At 67.2% G+C, this 19,721-nt stretch carries 12 protein-coding genes; 2 read left to right on the forward strand and 10 right to left on the reverse strand.

Annotation, left to right across the window (positions count from 1 at the left end):
* Window positions 1-43: 43 nt before the first annotated feature.
* Window positions 44-931: a regulatory signaling modulator protein AmpE gene (gene ampE, locus AC1DCU_RS07245; RefSeq protein ID WP_312966031.1), complete on the forward strand. Its 888-nt coding sequence runs from the start codon at window positions 44-46 to the stop codon at window positions 929-931.
* A gap of 551 nt (window positions 932-1,482) precedes the next feature.
* Here ampE and AC1DCU_RS07250 read toward each other — a convergent pair.
* The 10 genes from AC1DCU_RS07250 to AC1DCU_RS07295 form a co-directional block, all read right to left on the reverse strand.
* The gene (locus AC1DCU_RS07250; RefSeq protein WP_025874634.1) at window positions 1,483-1,908 is read right to left on the reverse strand and encodes a DUF2752 domain-containing protein; all 426 of its coding nucleotides are present in this window, start codon (window positions 1,906-1,908) and stop codon (window positions 1,483-1,485) included.
* Between the two features lie 43 nt (window positions 1,909-1,951).
* On the reverse strand, window positions 1,952-2,236 hold the full coding sequence (locus AC1DCU_RS07255; RefSeq protein WP_025874635.1) for a CD225/dispanin family protein: 285 nt from the start codon (window positions 2,234-2,236) through the stop codon (window positions 1,952-1,954).
* 33 nt (window positions 2,237-2,269) lie between these two features.
* Complete coding sequence (locus tag AC1DCU_RS07260; protein ID WP_025874636.1) at window positions 2,270-2,557, reverse strand: CD225/dispanin family protein; 288 nt, start codon at window positions 2,555-2,557, stop codon at window positions 2,270-2,272.
* 181 nt (window positions 2,558-2,738) lie between these two features.
* On the reverse strand, window positions 2,739-4,628 hold the full coding sequence (locus tag AC1DCU_RS07265) for an MFS transporter (RefSeq protein ID WP_059065362.1): 1,890 nt from the start codon (window positions 4,626-4,628) through the stop codon (window positions 2,739-2,741).
* A gap of 93 nt (window positions 4,629-4,721) precedes the next feature.
* Window positions 4,722-5,519 carry an SDR family NAD(P)-dependent oxidoreductase gene (locus AC1DCU_RS07270; RefSeq protein ID WP_134833185.1) on the reverse strand — a complete coding sequence of 266 codons (798 nt, stop codon included), beginning with the start codon at window positions 5,517-5,519 and terminating at the stop codon, window positions 4,722-4,724.
* 149 nt (window positions 5,520-5,668) lie between these two features.
* Window positions 5,669-7,846, reverse strand: coding sequence for a YccS family putative transporter (yccS, locus tag AC1DCU_RS07275; protein ID WP_033832393.1), 2,178 nt, complete (start codon window positions 7,844-7,846; stop codon window positions 5,669-5,671).
* A 120-nt stretch (window positions 7,847-7,966) separates the two neighbouring features.
* Entirely contained in the window at window positions 7,967-10,024 is a 2,058-nt protein-coding gene (locus AC1DCU_RS07280; protein WP_442251365.1) for a TonB-dependent siderophore receptor, read from the reverse strand.
* Between the two features lie 288 nt (window positions 10,025-10,312).
* Entirely contained in the window at window positions 10,313-13,435 is a 3,123-nt protein-coding gene (locus AC1DCU_RS07285) for an efflux RND transporter permease subunit (protein ID WP_025874641.1), read from the reverse strand.
* 31 nt (window positions 13,436-13,466) lie between these two features.
* Window positions 13,467-16,700 (reverse strand): efflux RND transporter permease subunit, encoded by a 3,234-nt coding sequence (locus AC1DCU_RS07290; protein WP_312962562.1) that lies wholly within the window; start codon window positions 16,698-16,700, stop codon window positions 13,467-13,469.
* Window positions 16,701-16,774: 74 nt separating this feature from the next.
* Window positions 16,775-18,013, reverse strand: coding sequence for an efflux RND transporter periplasmic adaptor subunit (locus AC1DCU_RS07295; RefSeq protein ID WP_032976663.1), 1,239 nt, complete (start codon window positions 18,011-18,013; stop codon window positions 16,775-16,777).
* A 187-nt stretch (window positions 18,014-18,200) separates the two neighbouring features.
* Between AC1DCU_RS07295 and AC1DCU_RS07300 the strand changes: the two genes are divergently transcribed.
* Window positions 18,201-19,520 carry a M20 family metallopeptidase gene (locus tag AC1DCU_RS07300; RefSeq protein WP_025874644.1) on the forward strand — a complete coding sequence of 440 codons (1,320 nt, stop codon included), beginning with the start codon at window positions 18,201-18,203 and terminating at the stop codon, window positions 19,518-19,520.
* Window positions 19,521-19,721 lie beyond the last annotated feature (201 nt).

The following is a 19,721-nucleotide window of genomic DNA, read 5'->3' on the forward strand; positions in this document are numbered from 1 at the left end:
GTAAGGTAGCGACGCCGAACGCTCGCTCGTAGGGAGACCTGCCATGTTCACCACCCTGGTCGCCGTGTTGGTGGCACTGGCCCTTGGCCATGTCGCCCCGGCCGCTGCCGCGTCGCTGCGCCGTTTCGACGGCTTCCGGCGTTGGCTGGGCTGGCTGGACGCGCGCGGTGGTCGGGCCTGGCAGGGGGCCGCCGGCGTGGCGCTGGCGATCGTACCCCCACTGCTGCTGATGGCGCTGGTCGCCTGGCTGCTGCGCGGGGTGCTGTTCGGCCTTCCGGCGCTGCTGCTGGGCGTGGCCGTGCTGGCCTGGTGCTGGGGCCCGCGCGATCTGGACCGCGACATCGAGGCGATCATCGATGCCGACGATGCGCCGACCCGGCAGGCGGCGGTACGCAACCTGCAGCCGGCCGGTGGCAGCCTGCGTGAGGATGTTCCTTCACTGGTCGAGGCGACCGTGCTCAACGCCCTGCGGCGCTGGTTCGCGGTGCTGTTCTGGTTCCTGCTGCTGGGCCCGGTGGGGGCTCTCGGTTATCGCCTGCTGGCACTGATGGCGGAAAGCCCGATGCGTGCGCGCGTGCCGGTGGAGCCGCTGGCGCTGGCACAGCGGCTGCTGGGCTGGATCGAGTGGCCGGTGGCGCAGTTGATGGCGTTCTCGATGGCCCTGGTCGGCAACTTCGACACGGCCTGGAAGGCATGGCGCCAGGCGCATGGTGAGCGCTTGGCCGGTGGCATTGGTTTCCTGGGTGCGGTGGCGCGTGCCAGCGTCAATGCCGAGCTGCGCGAGGACGCTCACGATTACACCGAAGCGGGCCTGCTGCCGGTGTGGCAGCGGTTGCCGGACCTGCGGGATGCGATGAGCCTGGTGTGGCGGATGCTGCTGCTGTGGCTGGCGGTGCTGGCCCTGCTGGTGATCGCGGGCTGGGTGACCTAGTTGTGCTTTTCTGCAGGGCTTGCCGCCCTGCACCCGCTGGAAGCAACTGCAACTGCAACAGCGGCTCTGGATTTCTGTGGGTTTGGTGGGGGGTGTGGGGCTGCAGGACACGCCGTTAACCCATCCATGGGGGCTCGATGGCGCCATCCATGGCGCCAACGGTTCTGCAGCCCCACGCCGCCCCACCCCCGACAGTTTCCGATGACGGCCAGTAGATCCACGCCATGCGTGGATGCCGAGCGGAGCGACCCGCTTCGGCTTTTGATCTTCTCTTTCTTTTCCGTGGTGGACGCGCACGGAAATTGTCCGTGGCCGGGCGGGATGGGTTTGCGGGGGGTGTCCGCGGCATGGATGCCGCGGACAAGCCTCCAGGGGTGAGGGCGCTTTGATTGCGAAGCACTGCTTCGCAAGCGCCCGAACGCCCAGCCGCCAGCGGCTGGGCCGGTCTGGGGATTCACGGCGTCCCCCGCAAACCCATCCCGCCCGGCCACCCCAGGGCTTCTGCCTTCAAACGCCGCCCACCACGAGGGGCTGCGCCGTTGGCTGGAAACCTACACCGGGGCCAGCGCGGTGAACGGAGCCCACGGCAGGTTGCGCAGCACGGCATAGCCGGGCAGCAGCCACAGCCAGAACGTGGGGCTGGCCAGTACCCGCATCAGTGGATCAAGCACGCGCGGGCGTACGCCGGCGGTGTTGAGCAGCATCAGGAACAGGAAGGGCAGGCTGATGACCAGCAACGGGTTCATCGCCATCGCGCCGGGCAGGTCGAAGTGGACCAGTGAGTACAGGCAGCGCGTGCTGCCGCAGCCGGGGCAGTAGAAGCCGGTCAGTGCGTACAGCGGACAGCCCGGCAGCGGATTGCCGGAGACATACGGATTGACGTGGCGCAGGACCACGGCGGCACCCGCAGCCAGGCCGGACGCGGCCAGCAGCGGAGCCCAGCGGGTGAGTCGGGAACGAGCAGGAAGTGCGGACATGCGGGGGCGGGATCCGGCGCATGGCCGGACCCCGTCGCGGGCATCAGTAGCTGCCGTTGCCGCCGCTCAGGGCGCCCAGGCCGCCAACGGCCATGATGATGATGAAGTACAGGACGCCAACCACAACGGCAGCGATGGCCGACCAGATGGCCCACTTCTTGGCCTTGTCGGCCGAATCACGGGCACCGGCGACGTCGCCGGCAGCCAGCTTGCCGTTGACCTGCGCGGCGTAGACGATCGACACGATGCCGGCCGGCAGGCAGCAGAACAGGGTGGACAGGATGGCCCAGACCAGATTGTTGGGGACCTGCGCAGTGGTGGTGTTCATGGTTCAAGCTCCTCGATGGGTGGTGGTGGTGAATCAAAGGTCGGATAGAGCGCCCAGCGCGGCCAAGCCGCCGAACAGCCCGAACCACAACAGCAACAGGACCGGCAGGGCCGCGGCCGAAGCCACCGCCCACCAGCCCGCCTTGCGCGACGCGCTATAGGCCCCCGGCAGGTCACCGGCCGCATTGCGACCATCGACCTGGGCGGCATACACGATCGACACCACGCCCAACGGCAGGCAGCAGAACAGCGTCGTCAGGATCGCCCAGACCAGATGGTTGGGGATGTAGACCGGACGGCTGAGCGGTGGCGGTTGATTCAAAGCAAGACTCCATTCCTTGGTGGTCGGCCGTGTGAACGGGCCGAACCTCCCCCCTGTGGGTGCGTAATCTACCGCAACCAACGACGCATGTATGCGTTTTCAGCCCCGTCAGGCCTCGTATCGCCCTTGGACGGTGGCGTAGGCAGCGTACCGTCATCGCCCCCGGATGGGGGCGATTGCGTCAGGCGAGGTCGCCGCGCAGGGTGCGGACCTGCGCTTCCAGGGCGGCGGCATCGGTTGAATGGCCATCCACCGCCGGGGCGGCGACCACCTCCACTGTCGCCCGGAACCGGCGCGGCACGCGCATGCGGCCCAGACGGGTATCGCGGCGGCTCCACATGCTCGACCACATGCCGCGCAGGGCCATCGGCACCACCGGTACCGGACGGCGTTCGAGGATCTTCTCCACGCCGGATTTGAACGCTGCCATCGTGCCGTCGCGGGTCAGTGCGCCTTCCGGGAAGATGCATACCAGCTCGCCCTCGGCGAGTGCGGCGTCGACTTCATCGAACGCGCGCTGCATCAGGGCCGGGTCTTCGCGCGCACCGGCGATCGGAATCGCCTTGGCGGTGCGGAAGATCCAGCGCATGACCGGGATGTTGAAGATCTTGTAGTACATGACGAAGCGCACCGGGCGCGGGATCGTCGCCGACAGGATCAGCGCGTCCATGTAGCTGACGTGGTTGCAGACCAGCAGCGCGGCGCCCTCATCGGGCACGTTCGCTTCGATGCCGTGCGGGCGCAGCCGGTACAGCGTGCGCACCATCACCCAGCTGAGGAAGCGCATCAGGAATTCGGGGACGATGGTGAAGATGTAGATCGCCACCACGGCATTGGCGATGGCCAGTGCCAGGAACAGCTGCGGGATGGTCCAGCCGAGCAGGCGCTGGGTGAGCAGGCCGAGTACGGCCGCAGCGACGATGAAGCCGGAGTTCTGGATGTTCAGCGCGGCGAATACGCGCGACATCTCCGATTTCGGCGTGCGGCTCTGGATCAAAGCAAACAGCGGCACCACGAAGAAGCCGGTGAACAGGCCGATGCCGAGCAGGTCGATGATGATGCGGATGCTGCCGGCCTGGTGCACGAACTGGGTGACCGACAGGCCTTGCGCGGTGGCCTCACCGGCGCGTGCGAAGTACAGGTCCAGCAGGAAGGCGGTCATGCCGAACGCACCCAGCGGCACCAGGCCGATCTCCACCGTGCGCGCCGACAGCTTTTCGCACAGCAGCGAACCGACACCGGTGCCGACCGAGAACAGCGCCAGGGCGAAGATGTACAGGGTGGGCTCGCCACCGAGGTTGGTGACCGCATAGGACGGCAGCTGCGCGGTCAGGATGGTGCCGACGAACCAGAACCAGGACACGCCGAGGATGGCGTTGCGTACCGCCTTCTGTTTCCTGGCCATGCGCAGCACGGCCAGCGATTCGGGGATCGGGTTCCAGTTGATCTTCAGGTCCGGGGCGCCGGCATCCACCTTGGGGATCATGCGCGCGGCCAGGTTGCCGCAGATCGCCAGCGCGATGACAGAGGTGGCGGCCACGATCGGGCCATGGGTGCCTGCCAGGGTGAACACCAGGCCGCCGACGATCATGCCGGTCAGGATCGACATCGACGTGCCCATCTCGACCAGGCCATTGCCACCGGTCAGTTCTTCCGGACGCAGTACCGAGGGCAGCACCGAGTACTTCACCGGGCCGAACAGGGTGGACTGCAGGCCCGTGCAGAACAGGGCCACCAGCAGCACCGGCAGGCTCTCGGTGAGAAAGCCCACCGCAGCCAGCGTCATGATCACGATCTCCATGGTGGTGGTGATCACGATCAGCCGCGACTTCTCCAGCTTTTCCGCGATCTGCCCGGCCAGGGCGGAGAACAGGAAGTAGGGCAGGATGAACAGCGCCGGCGCCAGGTTGGTGTAGAGCGTGCGCTCGCTCTCGGCCACGCCCAGGTAGAACAGCAGGCCGATGATCGCCTGCCGGTACACGTTGTCGTTGAAGGCACCCAACCCCTGCACGATGAAGAACGGCAGGAAACGGCGCTGGCGCAGCAGGGCGAACTGGTTGTGACCGGACATGGAACCTCCTTGGACCGGCGCAGCCTAGCATCCCTGCCTGTCAGGCAGGGATGCGGTAGGTGCGGACCGTTGGTCCACACACCCCACCAACGCTCACACGATATCGTCGACCACGCCGCCATCGACCCGCAGCGCTGCGCCGGAGGTGGCCGACGCCTGCGGTGAGGCGAGGTAGACCACCATGTTGGCCACTTCCTCGACCGTGGCCGCGCGCTGGATCACCGATGCAGGGCGATGGGCCATCACGAACTCACGGCCGATCTGTTCCAGCGGCTTGCCGGTGCGTGCACGCTCTTCTTCGAACATCGTTGCGAAGCCATCGGACAACGTCGGGCCGGGCAGCACCGCATTGACGGTGACGCCGCTGCCGGCCACGCGCTTGGCCAGGCCGCGCGACAACGACAGCTGCGCGGTCTTGCTGACGCCGTAATGGATCATGTCGGCAGGAATGTTGCGTGCTGATTCGGAGGAGATGAACAGCACGCGGCCCCAACCGGCGTCGACCATCGCCGGCAGCAGGGCGCGCGACAGGCGCACGCCGGACATGACATTGGTCTGCCAGTACTGCTCCCAGGTGGCATCGTCGGTCTCGAAGAAGTCCTGCGGGCCGAAGATGCCGGCATTGTTGACCAGGATGTCGACGTTGCCCGGCAGGCCGGCCAGCAGCGCGTCGACCCCGCGGGCGTCGGACAGATCGGCGGCCACGCCCAGCACGTTGGCGTCGGGAATTGCAGCCAGCAGTCGCTGACGTGCGCGTTCCACGCTGTCGGTACTGCGGCCGTTGAGGATGACCTGTGCACCCGCGGCGGCAAGCCCCTGCGCGATGGCCAGACCGATGCCGGCGGTGGAGGCGGTGACCAGTGCGGTGCGGTCGTTGAGTTCGATCTTCATGGGGGAGATCCTGCGTGGGCGACACCGCAGTATCGGCGTCGGGGCGTGATCGCAATGCCCCCGTGCACGCAACACGATGTTGCACGGCCGACAGGGTCACGCCCGAATACCGCTCCAGTAGATCCACGCCATGCGTGGATGCCGTCCGCTCAGGCCAGGCCGCGCACCGCGCCATTGGCCGCTGCCCTCACCTTCGGCAACATCCGCAGCACCAGCGCCATCTGCGTGCGGATCAACTGCAGTTTCGGCGGCATCGTCTCATCGAGCTGCTCCAGTTCCGCGGCCACCGCACGATCGGCGTCGTTGTCCTCCTCCGACACCGGCTGCTGCGCCGTCAATGCCGATGCCAGCTGCTGCAGCGCTTTACGCACCCGCTCGCCAGCGGCCAGCGCGAGTGGATCGCCCGCGTAGCTGTCGACCTGGTCGCGGTGCGCACCCAGCGCCGACAGATGCCCGAGCAGGGTGTTGGACAACGCCAGGAAGTGGAAACCCGAATCGAGGTTGCGGCGCACGTGGCCCGGTTCGCGCAGCATGTTCGACAATGCGGTGGACAGTGCGGCATCGGCGTTGTGCATGTCGCGGCGGGCGATGCGGTAGGCCAGGTCGTCGCGCATGCCGCTGCGGTACTGGCCCAGCACCGATTCCAGATAACGGGCGGCGGTATCCAGCACCCGCGCCAGCACGCGGTGCAGCTGTCGACCCTGCCAGTCCGGCAGGATCAGGAACGCGGCCGCTGCGGCGATCGCGCACCCCAGGATCGTATCGACCATGCGCGGCACGATCAGCACGAAGCCGTCGCCGATCAGGTTGAAGCAGGTCAGCGCCATCACCGTGATGGCGGCCGAGGCGACCAGATAGCGGTCGGTACGGGTGAAGAAGAACAGCAGTGCCGACAGCAATGCGATCAGCAGCTGGATCTCCAGCGTTGGGAACAGCTGCAGCAGCGCCCAGGTCAGCACCAGGCCGGCAAGCGTACCGACGATTCGTTGGGCCAGGCGCTGGCGGGTGGCACCGAAGCTGGGCCGGCACACGAACACGATGGTCAGCAGGACCCACGAGCCGTTCTGTGCATTGAACAGATGGATGGCAACGAAACCGGCGATCAGTGCCAGCGCCATGCGCAGGCCATGGCGGAACAATACCGAGCCGGGGGTGAGCTGCTGGCGCACGCGCACGCCCATTTCGCGCAGCGTGTGCGGGTTGCTGTCGCGCAGGCGGGTGTCGACGTTGTCCAGGCTGGCTTCGGATCGTTCGGCATCGAGCAGGCGGCGCTCGATGCTGCGCAGGTTGTGCACCAGCAGGTCCAGCGAGCCGAGCAGGCGCTGCCACTGCGGGCGTTGCTGGTCGCGCAGGTAGGCCAGGGCATCGGCCAGATCGCGCCCGGCCTGCTGGTTGCTCTCGCCGTAGACGAACGGACGACGCAGCCGGATCGCTTCGCCCAGCCGTGCACAGGCCTGGCCCTGCAGGTCGAGCAGGCGCTGGCAGCGGTACAGCACGTCGCTGTGGAAGAACGCGTCGACCAGCGCGCCGTACGGGTAATGCGAGGAGCTGGCGCGCTCATGGAAATCCTGTGCCATGTAGTACAGGCGCAGGTACAGGCCGGAGTTGACGCCGGGCCGTCCGGAGCGGCCAAAGCGCGCCAGGATCGCGGTCTTGGCCTCGTTCAGCGCGCCGACCACGCGACGGTTCTGTTCGGCCAGGTCGAGCTGGCGGCGCTGCAGGTCCGCCTCGCGTACGGGTTCGAACAGCGCGGCCTTGAGCTGCAGGTAACGGCCCAGTTCCACGTACAGGCGGGCCACGCGCTCGCGCACCGGCCGGTTGGCGAACAACGTGGTCCACAGGATCGACAGCAGCCCGTACCAGACCGCACCCGCAAGCAGGTGGCTGACCGCATCCAGCGCACTGTGCAGGTCATGGGCGCCATGCTGTTCCAGGCCGATCATGGTGTAGATGGCCAGCGTGACGGTCGCCTGGGCGATGGACGCGTAGCGCTCGCCCAGTGCACCGAGCAGTGTCAGGCCGAACGTGGACAGCGCCAGGGCCGCGATGAATATCCACGGCCAGGGGAACAGCCAGATCACCGAGGCCGCTGCCAGGCAGAAGCACAACAGCGACAGCAGCACGGCCTTGGTCCGGCCCCACCAGTTGTCATCGGTCTCGGCAATCGCACTGGCGATGATGCCGAGGAACACGCCGGGCAGCGCGGTCAGCGCATCCAGGTGCCAGCACACGGCCATGGCCGCGGTCAGGGCAATGAACACCCGCAGGCCATAGCTGGCCTTCTCGTGGGCCCACAGGCGGCTGAGGCGGGATTCGCGTGCGGACATGCAGGCTCGGCGAAAGGATCGGCCACCATTATTACGGGCCACGCGTGAAATCCGGTAGCGCCGCGCCATGCGCGGCGTGGCATGCAGCCGCCGGGCATGGCCGGGCGCTACCGAGGCCCGTTACATGTCGAACCGCACGCTGAGCGCGAAGGTGCGCGGCAGGCCGACGCCGGCATTGGACCAGTACCTGCGGTTGGCCAGGTTCTCCACGCTGGCACGCAGGGTCACCGGATGGCCGGAGGCCAGCAGGCGGTAACCGACGCCGGCGTTGACGAGGGTGTAGTCGGGCAGCTTCAGGGTGTTGTCGGCGTCGTACCAGACATCGCCGTAGTAGCGCACGGCGGCATAGGTCTCCAGCCCTTCCACCCACGGCAGCTGGTAAGTGGCGTGCAGCACGCCGCTCCAGCGCGCAGCACCGACGGTACGGTTGCCTTCCTGCGCCGCGCTGCCCGGTGACAGCTTGTCGTAGGTCGGGTCCAGCCAGGTCACGCCACCGCCCACGGTCAGCGCATCGGTCAGGTGCAGGTCGGCGCTGGCTTCGACGCCTTCGTACAGGGTGATGCCATCCTGCACCAGGCGCTTGCCTGCATCGGTCAGCTGATCGATGTTGGCGCCACGTTCCAGGCGGAACGCAGCGACATTCGCGTTCCAGCGATTCGCTTCCACCTTGGCGCCGATCTCGTACTGCTTGCTGATGGTGGGGTCGAGCACATCGCCGGCATTGATGTAGCTGTTGCCTACGCGGCTGCCTGCTTCCAGCGACTCGATGTAGCTGGCATACAGGGTGACGGCCTCGCTGGGCTTGAACATGACCGCATAGGTCGGGGTGACCGGATAGGTGTGGTAGGCGCCCTTGGTCTCGAAGTCGTTGTAGCGCCAACCGGCCAGCACCGACCAGCCATGGCCGAGATTGACGGTATCGCTGACGAACACCGCCTGCTGTACGGTCTCGTCACCGCGGGTCATCACCCGGGAACCCACCGCGTCGTGACGGATGCCATGGCGCTGGTAGAGGTTGGCGCGGCCGATCAGGCTGAACTCGTAGGGACGGTCCCAGCCCAGCCCGGTCTGGTGGCTGACACCGGCCACCAGCTGGTGCTGCAGTGGGCCGGTGCCGAAGCGGCCCTGCACCAGTGCCTGCGCCAGCTTCCACTCGCTCTTGCCGCCGAGCTCATAGACGTTGACGGCGTAGTCGCCGTTGGTATCGTCGATGTAGGCGAAGATCTTGTTGACGTCGTTCCACGAGGTGGTGACGCCATAGCTCAGGCTGGCCTTCCAGTCGCTGTTGATCTGCCAGTTCAGCGCGGTGGACAGCAGGCTGGAGCGGGTGTCGTAGTAGGTGCCGGGCACGCTGTTGTCGACATCGCCGGCGATCGGCCGCGGCAGTGAGGTCAGGCCACGGAAGTAGTACTGCGGTGATTCCTCGCGCAGGTCGCGCGACTGGAACACGCCGTCGAAGGTCCAGGTGAGCGCATCGCTCAGGCGCGCGTCCAGCGACAGTGCACCGACCTTGCGATCGACATGGCCACCGTTGAAGGTTTCGCCCTTTTCCTGGTATGCGTTGAAGCGGTAGCCGAACATCTGCTCGTTGCCGAAGCGGCCGCCGACGTCGATGCCGCCGCTGACGATGCCCTGCTCGCGCCAGCCGAGCTGGGCGGAGAAGGTCGGTACGTCGGTCGGCTTCTTGGTGATGTAGTTGACGATGCCGCCCGGCGCGCCGAAGCCGTACAGGAAACCTCCCGGACCCTTCAGCAGGTCGACCTGTTCCATCACTTCCAGCGGCCATTCGGTGCCCCAGGACGAGACCTGCAGACCGTTGACCCGGTAGCTGTCGAAATTCAGGTCGATGCCACGGTTGCGGATCGGCGAGCTCCAGCCACTGGCATAGGCGCTGACCTGGGTGGTGACCGAGGGGTCGAGCAGGAAGGCTTCGCCCAGCGACACGACCTGGCGCTGTTCGATCTGCTCACGGCCGACGGCGGTGATCGCGAACGGGGTATCACGCAGGGCGCGATCGCCGAGGGCGCCAGCCTCGGTATGGGTACGCTCGGCGATGACCTTGACCGCGTCCAGATCGGTGGCGCTGCGGGATCCGGCCGGGGCTTCGGCGTGTGCAGTGCAGGCGGCGGACAGCGCGACGGCCAGTACGGCCAGGCGGGGGGAGCGAATCGGCAACATCGATGGAGATCCTCGGCGGGCGGCCACGGGCCATCCGCCCATGCAGGGGGGAAAGGTCGGTGGCTGGGATCACGCAGGCGTGCCGGGGACGGCAGCGGGGCGCCACAAGGGGGCGCAGGACCATGGCTGGATGAGAATTGTTCTCTTTTCGTTACAGCGCGTCAAATGCCATCGGCGTGCGGACCAACGGTCCGCACCCACCAGAGGCCGGTAGCGCCGCGCCATGCCCGGCGAGCGCGCAGCGCGGATTGCTGAAAGGCCGCCGGGCATGGCCCGGCGCTGCCGAAGTCAGGCCCGCTGTGCGCGCCTGAGGAGCTTCGCTTCACGCCTGCGCGCGCGCCGCGCCTTCCAGCGCTCGGCCAGGCACGAGAAGATCACGTACAGCGCCGGCGTGCTGAGCAGGGTCAGGCTCTGCGAGAACAGCAGGCCGCCGATCATCGCGATGCCCAGCGGGCGACGCAGCTCTGAACCTTCGCCCAGGCCGATCGCCAGCGGCACCGCAGCCAGGATTGCCACCATCGTGGTCATCATGATCGGGCGGAAACGCACGATGCTGGCTTCACGGGCAGCATCGCGCGGAGTCAGCCCATGTTCGCGCTGCGCCACCAGGGCGAAGTCGATCATCATGATCGCGTTCTTCTTGACGATGCCGATCAGCAGCACCAGCGCGATCATCGAGATCACCGACAGTTCGGTGTTGGTGCCGAACAGCGCCAGCAACGCACCGACGCCGGCGGCCGGCAGGGTGGACAGGATCGTCACCGGGTGGATCAGGCTTTCGTACAGGATGCCCAGCACCAGGTAGACGGTGAGGATGGCTGCCAGCACCAGGATCAGCATGTCGCTGGGGTCGGAATTGAAGCCGAAGCCGGCGTCGTCGGCCAGGCGGATGTCGCCGGGCATGCGCATGCCGGCCACGGTGCTGTCGATGATGGCCTTGGCCTCGCCCATGCTGACGCCGGGGGCGAGGTTGTAGCTCAGGTCCATCGTCGTGTACTGGTTTTCATGGGTGATCTGCGAGGGCGCCAGGCCCGGCGCCTGGCGGGCCACCGCCGTGATCGGCACCATCTCGCCGTTGCGTGCACGCACATGCACTTCGTCCAGCGCCGAAGGCGTGGCGGTCTGCGACGGCAGCGCATTGACCACCACGCTGTACTGGTTGATGTCCGAGTAGATGGTGGAGATCTGGCGCTGGCCGAAGGCGCCGTACAGCGCACCGTCGATGGCGCCGACCGAGATGCCCAGGCGCGCGGCCTTGGCCCGGTCGATCTCGATGTTCTGGCGCAGGCCGGCGTTGTCGACGTCGGTGCCGACATCACGCAGCTTCGGGTTCTTCTTCAATGCCGCCTGCAGCTTGGGCAGCCATTCCTGCAGTGCGGCCAGGTCGTTGCCCTGCAGCGAGACGCGGTACTGCGCGCCCTGGCTGTTTCCACCGCCATCGTTGCTGGGCAGGTCCTGGATCGCGCGCAGGCGCAGCTGCAGGTCCGGGTAGCGGTCGGCCTTCGCACTCAGCCGTGCCAGTGCGTGTGCGGTGGTTTCGCGGCGGCCTTCCTTGCGCGACTTCAGTTCCACGTTGAACTGCGCGCTGGAACCCTGGCGTCCGCTGCCCAGGCGTACGCCCACGGTCTTCACTGCCGGGTCGGCCATCAGCATGTCGGTGATGCGGCGCTGGCGGCTGACCATGTCCTCGAAGGACACCGTCGCGCTGGAATTGGCGCGGCCCCAGATCAGGCCGGTGTCCTGTGGCGGGAACGCGCCCTTCTTCACCGCACCGAACAGGAAGATGGTGACGCCGATCAGGATCAACGGCGTCAACGACAGCAGCAGCGCATGGCGCAGCGAAAAATCAAGGAACACGGTGTAGACGCGCAGCATCCGCTCGTGACCGGCATCGAGCCAGCGGCCGAAGCGCGACGGTGCCGCCGTGTGGTCGTGCGCGCTGAGGAAGCGGCTGCACAGCGCCGGGGTCAGTGTCAGCGAAACGATCATCGACACCACGATCGCCGCCACCAGGGTCACGGTGAATTCGCGGAAGAACGCGCCCATCATGCCGCTGGCGAACAGCAGCGGGATGAACACCGCCACCAGCGAAGCGGTGATCGAGACGATGGTGAAGCCGATTTCGCGCGCACCGGCGAAGGCCGCCTGCATCCGCGGCATGCCCTCGTCGAGGTGGCGCATGATGTTCTCGATCACCACGATCGCATCGTCGACCACGAAGCCGATCGCGATCACCAGCGCCAGCAGGCTCAGGTTGTTCAGGGTGAAGCCCATCACGTACATCACAAGCGCGGCACCGGCCAGCGACAGCGGCACGGTGACCGCCGCGATCAGCGTCGGCGCCAACCGGCGCAGGAACAGCGCCATGGTCAGCACCACCATCGCCAGGCTGATCAGCAGGGTGATCTGCACTTCATGCAGCGACGACCGGATGGTCGGGGTGCGGTCGAAGTAGGGCGTCATCGTGGTGCCCGGCTGCAGGTAGTCGCGCAACGCGGGAATCTGCGCTTTCACCCGGTCCACGGTCTCGACGATGTTGGCGCCGGCGCGGGTGAACACATACATCACCACGGCCGGTTTGTGGTCGAACCACGCGGCCTGGTAGGCGTCCTGCTGGCCGTCGTAGACGTTGGCGATGTCCTTCAGGCGGATCACCCGGCCATCGCCCTGGGTCTTGACCACCAGATCGGCGAAGTCGGCGGCGCGTGCGACCGAATCGTTGGCGATGATCGCCGTGGTGGTGTTGCCATCGCTGAGGAAGCCGGTGGGCGAGGTCACGTTGGCCGCGCGCACGGCATTGCGCAGGTCGTCGGCGGTCAGTCCCAGCGCGTTCATCAGGCGCAGGTTGACGTCCACACGCACCGCCGGCGTCGAGGCACCGGCGATATCCACCGAGGCGACACCGCCGATCTGGCGGATGCGCTGGGCCAGCAGCGAATCGGCGACGTTGTACAGCTCATCGGCGGACTGCGTCTGCGAGGTCAGCGCGATGGCGATCACCGGATCGTCGTTCGGGTTCGCCTTCTGGTACATCGGCGAGCCCATGCCCGAGGGCAGGTCGGCCTGCGCCGAATTGATCGCGGTCTGTACGTCCAGCGCGGCCGAATCGATGTCGCGGTCGCTCTGGAAGATCATGAACACCAGCGAGCTGCCTTCCGAACTCGACGAGCGCATGCGGTCGATGCCCGGCAGCTGGCCGAGGTGGCGCTCCAGCGGCGCGGTCACCGTGGAGGCCATGGTCGCCGCATCCGCACCGGACTGGCTGGCGTGCACGAAGATCACCGGGATCTCGATGTTCGGCAACGCCGACACGCCGAGCCGCAGGTAACAGATCACGCCGACCATGAACAAGCCAATGGCCAGCAGGGCGGTGCCGATCGGGCGGCGGATGAAGGGGCCGGACAGGTTCATCGTGCAGCCCCCCGAAGGTGCGGGGCCAGGGTCATGCCTGCGGCTCCTGCACCGTGCCATCGCGCAGCGCACGCTGTTCACGGCGACGGGCGAGCCATTCCGAGAAGCGTTCCATGTACAGGTAGATCACCGGCGTGGTGTACAGGGTTACCAGCTGCGACAGCAGCAGGCCGCCGACGATGGCGATGCCCAGCGGCCGACGCAGTTCCGAGCCGATGCCGGTGCCCAGCGCCAGCGGCAACGCGCCAAGCATGGCTGCAGCGGTGGTCATCATGATCGGGCGGAAGCGCAGCAGGCAGGCGCGGCGGATGGCTTCGCGCGCGTTGGCGCCGGTGCGCCGCGCCTCGATGGCGAAGTCGACCATCATGATGCCGTTCTTCTTGACGATGCCGATCAGCAGCACGATGCCGACGATGCCGTCCACCGACAGGCTCAGGCCACAGACCATCAATGCCAGCAGCGCGCCGACGCCGGCCGGCGGCAGGGTCGAGATGATCGTGATCGGGTGGATGTAGCTCTCGTACAGCACGCCCAGCACGATGTAGATCACCACCAGCGAGGCCAGCAGCAGCCACACCACGTCGGTCTGGCTGCCGGTGAATTCAGCGGCCTTGCCGATGAACTGCGCATGCACGTGCGCCGGCATGTCCAGGCTGGCCTTGGTCTCTTCGATGGCCTTGACCGCAGCGGACAGCGAATAGCCAGCCGCGACGTTGAAGGAAACCGTCACCGCAGGAAGCTGCTGCTGGTGGCTGACCAGCAGCGGCGCGCTGGAGACCTTCGCCTCGGCCAGCGCCGACAACGGGATGATGCCGCCCGCACCGACGGTGATGCCGGTGTTCTGCGCACCGATACCGGTGGCGGTCGACGAGTTGGACGAGGTGACCTGGCCGAAGCTGGTCGCGTTGGTGCCGGTGAGGGCGCCGGCGCCGTTGGAGGCGACCGCCAGCTGTTCCATCAGCGCGGTGCTGGTGCGGAACTGCGGCGCCACTTCCAGCACCACCCGGTACTGGTTGAGCTCGGTGAAGATGGTCGAGATCTGGCGCTGGCCGAACGCATCGTAGAGGGTGTCGTCGATGGTCTGCATCGGCACGCCCAGCACGCTGGCCTTGTCGCGGTCGATGTTCAGTTCCAGTGCGCGGCCCTGGTTGGACAGGTTGTTGTCGACGTCGGCCAGTTCCGGGCGCTGGCGCAGCGCCTGGGTCAGGCGGTTGGCCTGCAGCGCGACTTCCGCGCTGTCCACGTCCGACAGCGAGTACTGGTACTCGGTGGCGGCCACGCGGGTGTCCAGGGTCACGTCCTGTACCGGCTTCAGGTACAGCGCCACGCCGGGAATACCGGCGACGGATTTCTGCAGGCGCGGCAGGATGTCTTCCAGCCCATCACGTTCGCCGCGCTCTTTCAGCACGATCGACAGCTGGCCCTGGTTGAGCGTGGGGTTCATGCTGCCGGCACCGATGAAGGCCGATACGCCGGTCACGTCCGGATCCCTGCGCAGCGCTTCGGCCACCTGCTGGGTGCGTTGCTCCATCTGCGGGAAGGCGATGTTCTGGTCGGCCTGGACCACGGCGGTGATCAGGCCGGTGTCCTGTTCGGGCAGCAGGCCCTTGGGAATCAGCACGTACAGCAGCACGGTCAGTACCAGCGCGGCAGCGGCCACGGCCAGGGTGAGCGGCTGGTGTTCCAGCACCCAGTCCAGGCTGCGCTCATACAGGCCGACGGTGCGCGTCCACAGGTTCTGCTTGCCGGCCGCGGCCGCACGTTCGTGCGCGTCTTCGCCCTCGGGCAGCGCATCGGGCTTGAGCAGGTAGGCGCACATCATCGGGGTGAGCGTCAGCGAGATCAGCATCGACAGCACCACGGCGATGCTCAGCACCCAGGCGAACTCGTGGAACAGGCGGCCGGTGACGCCGGGCATCAGCAGCAGCGGCAGGAACACCGCCACCAGTGAAACCGTCAGCGACAGCACGGTGAAGCCGATCTGGCGCGCACCGATCTCGGCCGCCTCCTTGCCGCTCTTGCCTTGTTCGATGTAGCGCACGATGTTCTCGATCATCACGATCGCATCGTCGACCACGAAGCCGGTGGCCACCACCAGCGCCATCAGCGAGAGGTTGTCCAGCGACATGCCGGTGAAGGCCATCACCGCGAAGGTGCCGGCCAGCGACAACGGCACTGCCACCGAGGGAATGATGGTGGCCCAGAACCGGCGCAGGAACACGAAGATCACCGCCACCACCAGGCCGATCGTCAGGATCAGGGTGAACTGCACTTCATGCACCGAGGCGCGGATGGTTTCGGTACGGTCGGAGAACACCTCCAGGTGCACGTCGGCCGGCAGTACGCCCTGCAGCTGCGGCAGCAGCGCGCGGATGCGCTCGACGGTCTGCACGATGTTGGCGCCCGGCTGCCGGCGCACTTCCAGCAGCACGGCCGGCTTGCCGTCGGCCCATGCCGCCAGCTGGTCGTTCTCCACGCCATCGATCACTTCGGCCACGTCGGACAGCCGCACCGGGCGGCCGTTCTTGTAGCTGATGATGGTGTCGCGGTACTCGGCGGCGCTGGCCAGCTGGTCGTTGGTGCCGATGCTGTAGGACTGGGTCTTGCCGTTCAGCGAGCCCTTCGGCGCATTGACGTTGGCCTGGGTGAGCGCGCTGCGCAGCTCTTCCAGGGTCAAGCCCATGTTGGACAGCTGCGCCGGATTGACCTGGATGCGCACGGCCGGACGCACGTTGCCGGCGATCGACACCAGGCCCACGCCCTGCACCTGCGACAGGCGCTGGGCGAGGATCGAGTCAGCGTAGTTGTTGACGTCGCGCAGCGGCCGCGTATCGGAGGTCAGCTTGAGGGTGACGATGGCCGCGTCGGCCGGGTTCACCCGGTTGTAGACCGGCTGGTACGGCAGCGACGAGGGCAGGGTGGCCTGGCGGATCGCCGCCTGCACGTCCTGTGCGGCGATGTCGATGTCGCGGTCCATCGAGAACTGCAGGATGATCGTCGACAACCCCGCCGAGGAATCGGAGGTCATCAGTTCCAGCCCGGAGATCTGCCCGAACTGGCGCTCCAGCGGCGTGGTCACCAGCGAGGCCATGGTGGTGGCGTTGGCACCGGGGTACTGCGTGGTCACCACCAGGCTGGGCGCATCGATTTCCGGCAGCGCCGACACCGGCAGCTTGCGGTAACCGAGGATGCCCAGCAGCAACAAGCCCGCCATCAACAGCGAGGTGGCAATCGGGCGGCGGATGAAGATCGTCGAAAAGCCCACGGACTGATCCTTGCTGGCACTTCAATGGCAGCGCCGGCGGGATCGCCGGCGCGGGGAAGAGCAGGGGCCTGCGCTCAGCGCGGGCCACCGCCGCGGCGGCCGCCGCCACTCTTCTGTTCGGCGGCCTTCAGTTCGGCCTCGGTCGGTGCGGCCGGGGTTTCACCCGGCTTCAGCGCGGTCACCTTGCTGCCCGGCTTCAGGCGGAACTGGCCTTCGCTGACCACGCGCTCGCCGCCTTTCAGGCCTTCGGCGATCTGCACCTGGCTGTCGCCCACTTCCACGCCACTGCGCACGGTCTGCATCTTCACCGTGTTGTCGCCCTGCACGACGTAGACGTACTCGCCGTCCGGGCCACGCAGCACTGCCTGGGTCGGGATCACCACGCCGCCGCCGATGGTGCGCAGCTGCATGCGCACATTGACGAACTGGCCCGGCCACAGGCCGTTGTCGGTGTTGTCGAACACCGCGCGTGCCTTGAAGGTGCCGCTGTCGGCGCTGATCAGGTTGTCGACCACGTCCAGCTTGCCGTCGCCGCTGAGCACGTGCGAATCGGCGCGGTCCAGCGCTGCGACCGGCACGCTGCCGGCGGCCTGCGCCTGGCGCACGTCGCCGAGCTGGCGTTCGGGCAGGTTGAACAGCACGTGGATCGGATGGATCTGGGTCAGGGTGACCAGTGCGGTACCGGCGTTGACCACGTTGCCGGCGTCGACCGCGCGGATGCCGGCGATACCGGTGATCGGCGCGGTGACCCGGGTGTACTGCAGCTGCACCTGCGCCGAACGCATGCTGGCTTCATTGGCCGCCACTGCGCTTTCGTACTGTGCCACCTGGTTTCGTTGTGTATCCAGATCGGTCTTGGCCACGAACTGGCGGTACTCCGGCGCGTTCGAGCGCTGGTAGTTCGAACGTGCGGTGGCCAGCAGGGCTTCGTTCTGGCGCTTGGATGCAACGGCCTGGTCATAGCTGGCCTGGGCGGTGCGCGGGTCGATCACCGCCAGCACGTCGCCCTTCTTCACTTCCTGGCCTTCGCGGAAATTGAGGCTCATCAGCTGGCCGCCCACCTGCGGGCTGACCGTCACGGTGTTCATCGCGGTCACCGTGCCCAGTGCGCTGGCATACACCGGCACGTCCTGGCGCGCGGCATCGACCACGGTCACCGGCACCGGGCCGGCATCGGGATCTTCACCCCCCTGGCCGGCGCCTGCCTGCTGCCCGGCAGCCTTGTCCTTGCCGCCACCGAGTACGCGCAGGCCGACCACGGCCAGCACCAGCACCGCCACGACCAGCAGCACGATCTTCCAAACACGTGACATTCAAGACTCCAAGAGGGCTGGACGGGGTGGGCACCCCGGGTGGCAATGCGCAAAGCATACCTGTGGCCCACCGGGTTTCCTGCATGACGGATGGGACGGGCGCTCAGACAGATGGACGACGCTGGAGGTTCCCGTAACGGCAAGGTTGCCCTACATTCAGGTGCAGACCCCTTCCGTGGAGATCGAGATGCGCCGTTCGTTGCTGCTGTCCGCCCTGCTGCTGGCCCTGCCGGCCCTTGCCCACGCCGAGGACGCGCAGCGCCCGGAAGTGACCGCTGCCGCGCAGCGCCTGCAGGCCAAGGTGGTTGAATGGCGCCGCGATTTCCACCAGCACCCGGAACTGTCCAACCGCGAGGAGCGCACCTCCGCCGAGGTCGCCAAGCGCCTGCGCGCGATGGGCCTGAAGCCGAAGACCGGCATTGCCCACCACGGCGTGGTGGCGATCATCGAAGGCGGCAAGCCGGGCCCGAAGATCGCCCTGCGCGCGGACATGGACGCACTGCCGGTGACCGAGCAGACCGGCCTGCCATTCGCCTCCAAGGCCACCGCGCAGTACCGCGGGCAGACCGTGGGCGTGATGCACGCCTGTGGCCATGACGCGCACACTGCCACCCTGCTGGGCGTGGCCGAAGCGCTGGTGGCGATGAAGAAGGACCTGCCGGGCCAGGTGATGCTGATCTTCCAGCCGTCCGAAGAAGGTGCGCCGCCACCGGAAGAGGGCGGTGCGGCGCTGATGCTGAAGGAAGGTCTGTTTGCCGACTTCAAGCCCGAGGCGGTGTTCGGCCTGCATGTGTTCTCCAGCGTGCAGGCAGGGCAGATCGCGGTGCGCGGTGGCCCGCTGATGGCCGCGTCCGATCGTTTCGGCATCAAGGTGATCGGCCGCCAGACCCATGGCTCGGCACCGTGGAACGGCGTGGATCCGATCGTGGCCACTGCTGATCTGATCGGCACCGCACAGACCATCGTCAGCCGCCGCGCCAACCTGTCCAAGCAGCCGGCGGTGCTGACCTTCGGCGCGATCAACGGCGGCATCCGCTACAACATCATTCCCGATGAAGTGGAGATGGTCGGCACCATCCGCACCTTCGACGAAGGCATGCGCCAGCAGATCTTCGCCGATCTGCGCAACGTGGCCGACCACACCGCTGCCGCGCATGGGGCCAAGGCGGTGACCGACATCTACGAATCGGAAGGCAACCCGGCCACGGTGAACGACCCGGCGCTGACCGCGAAGATGCTGCCGAGCCTGCAGGCGGTGGTGGGCAAGGACAACGTGTACGAGCCGCCGCTGCAGATGGGCGCGGAGGATTTCTCGCTGTACGCCAAGGAAGTGCCGGGCATGTTCTTCTTCGTCGGTTCCACCAGCGTGGGCATCGACCCGGCGACGGCGCCGGCCAACCATTCGCCGAAGTTCCTGTTGGATGAGAAGGCGCTGGATGTCGGATTCCGTGCGCTGCTGCAGGTGAGCCTGGATTATCTGCATGGTGCGGGCACCCCGGCGGGTTGAGGGTTTCGGGCAGGGCTGCGCCCTGCACCCGCCGAAGCGGTAGTGCCGGCCGCTGGCCGGCAACAGCAACAGCAACAGCAACAGCAGAAGCGGGCTATCCGTGGGATGGCGGGGTGGGTCCGGTTGCGGGGGACGCCGTAAACCCGTCCATGGGGGCTTGGCCGCGGCATCCATGCCGCGGACACCCCCGCAACCGGACCC

The sequence above is a fragment of the Stenotrophomonas sp. 10L48 genome, from assembly GCF_056395105.1.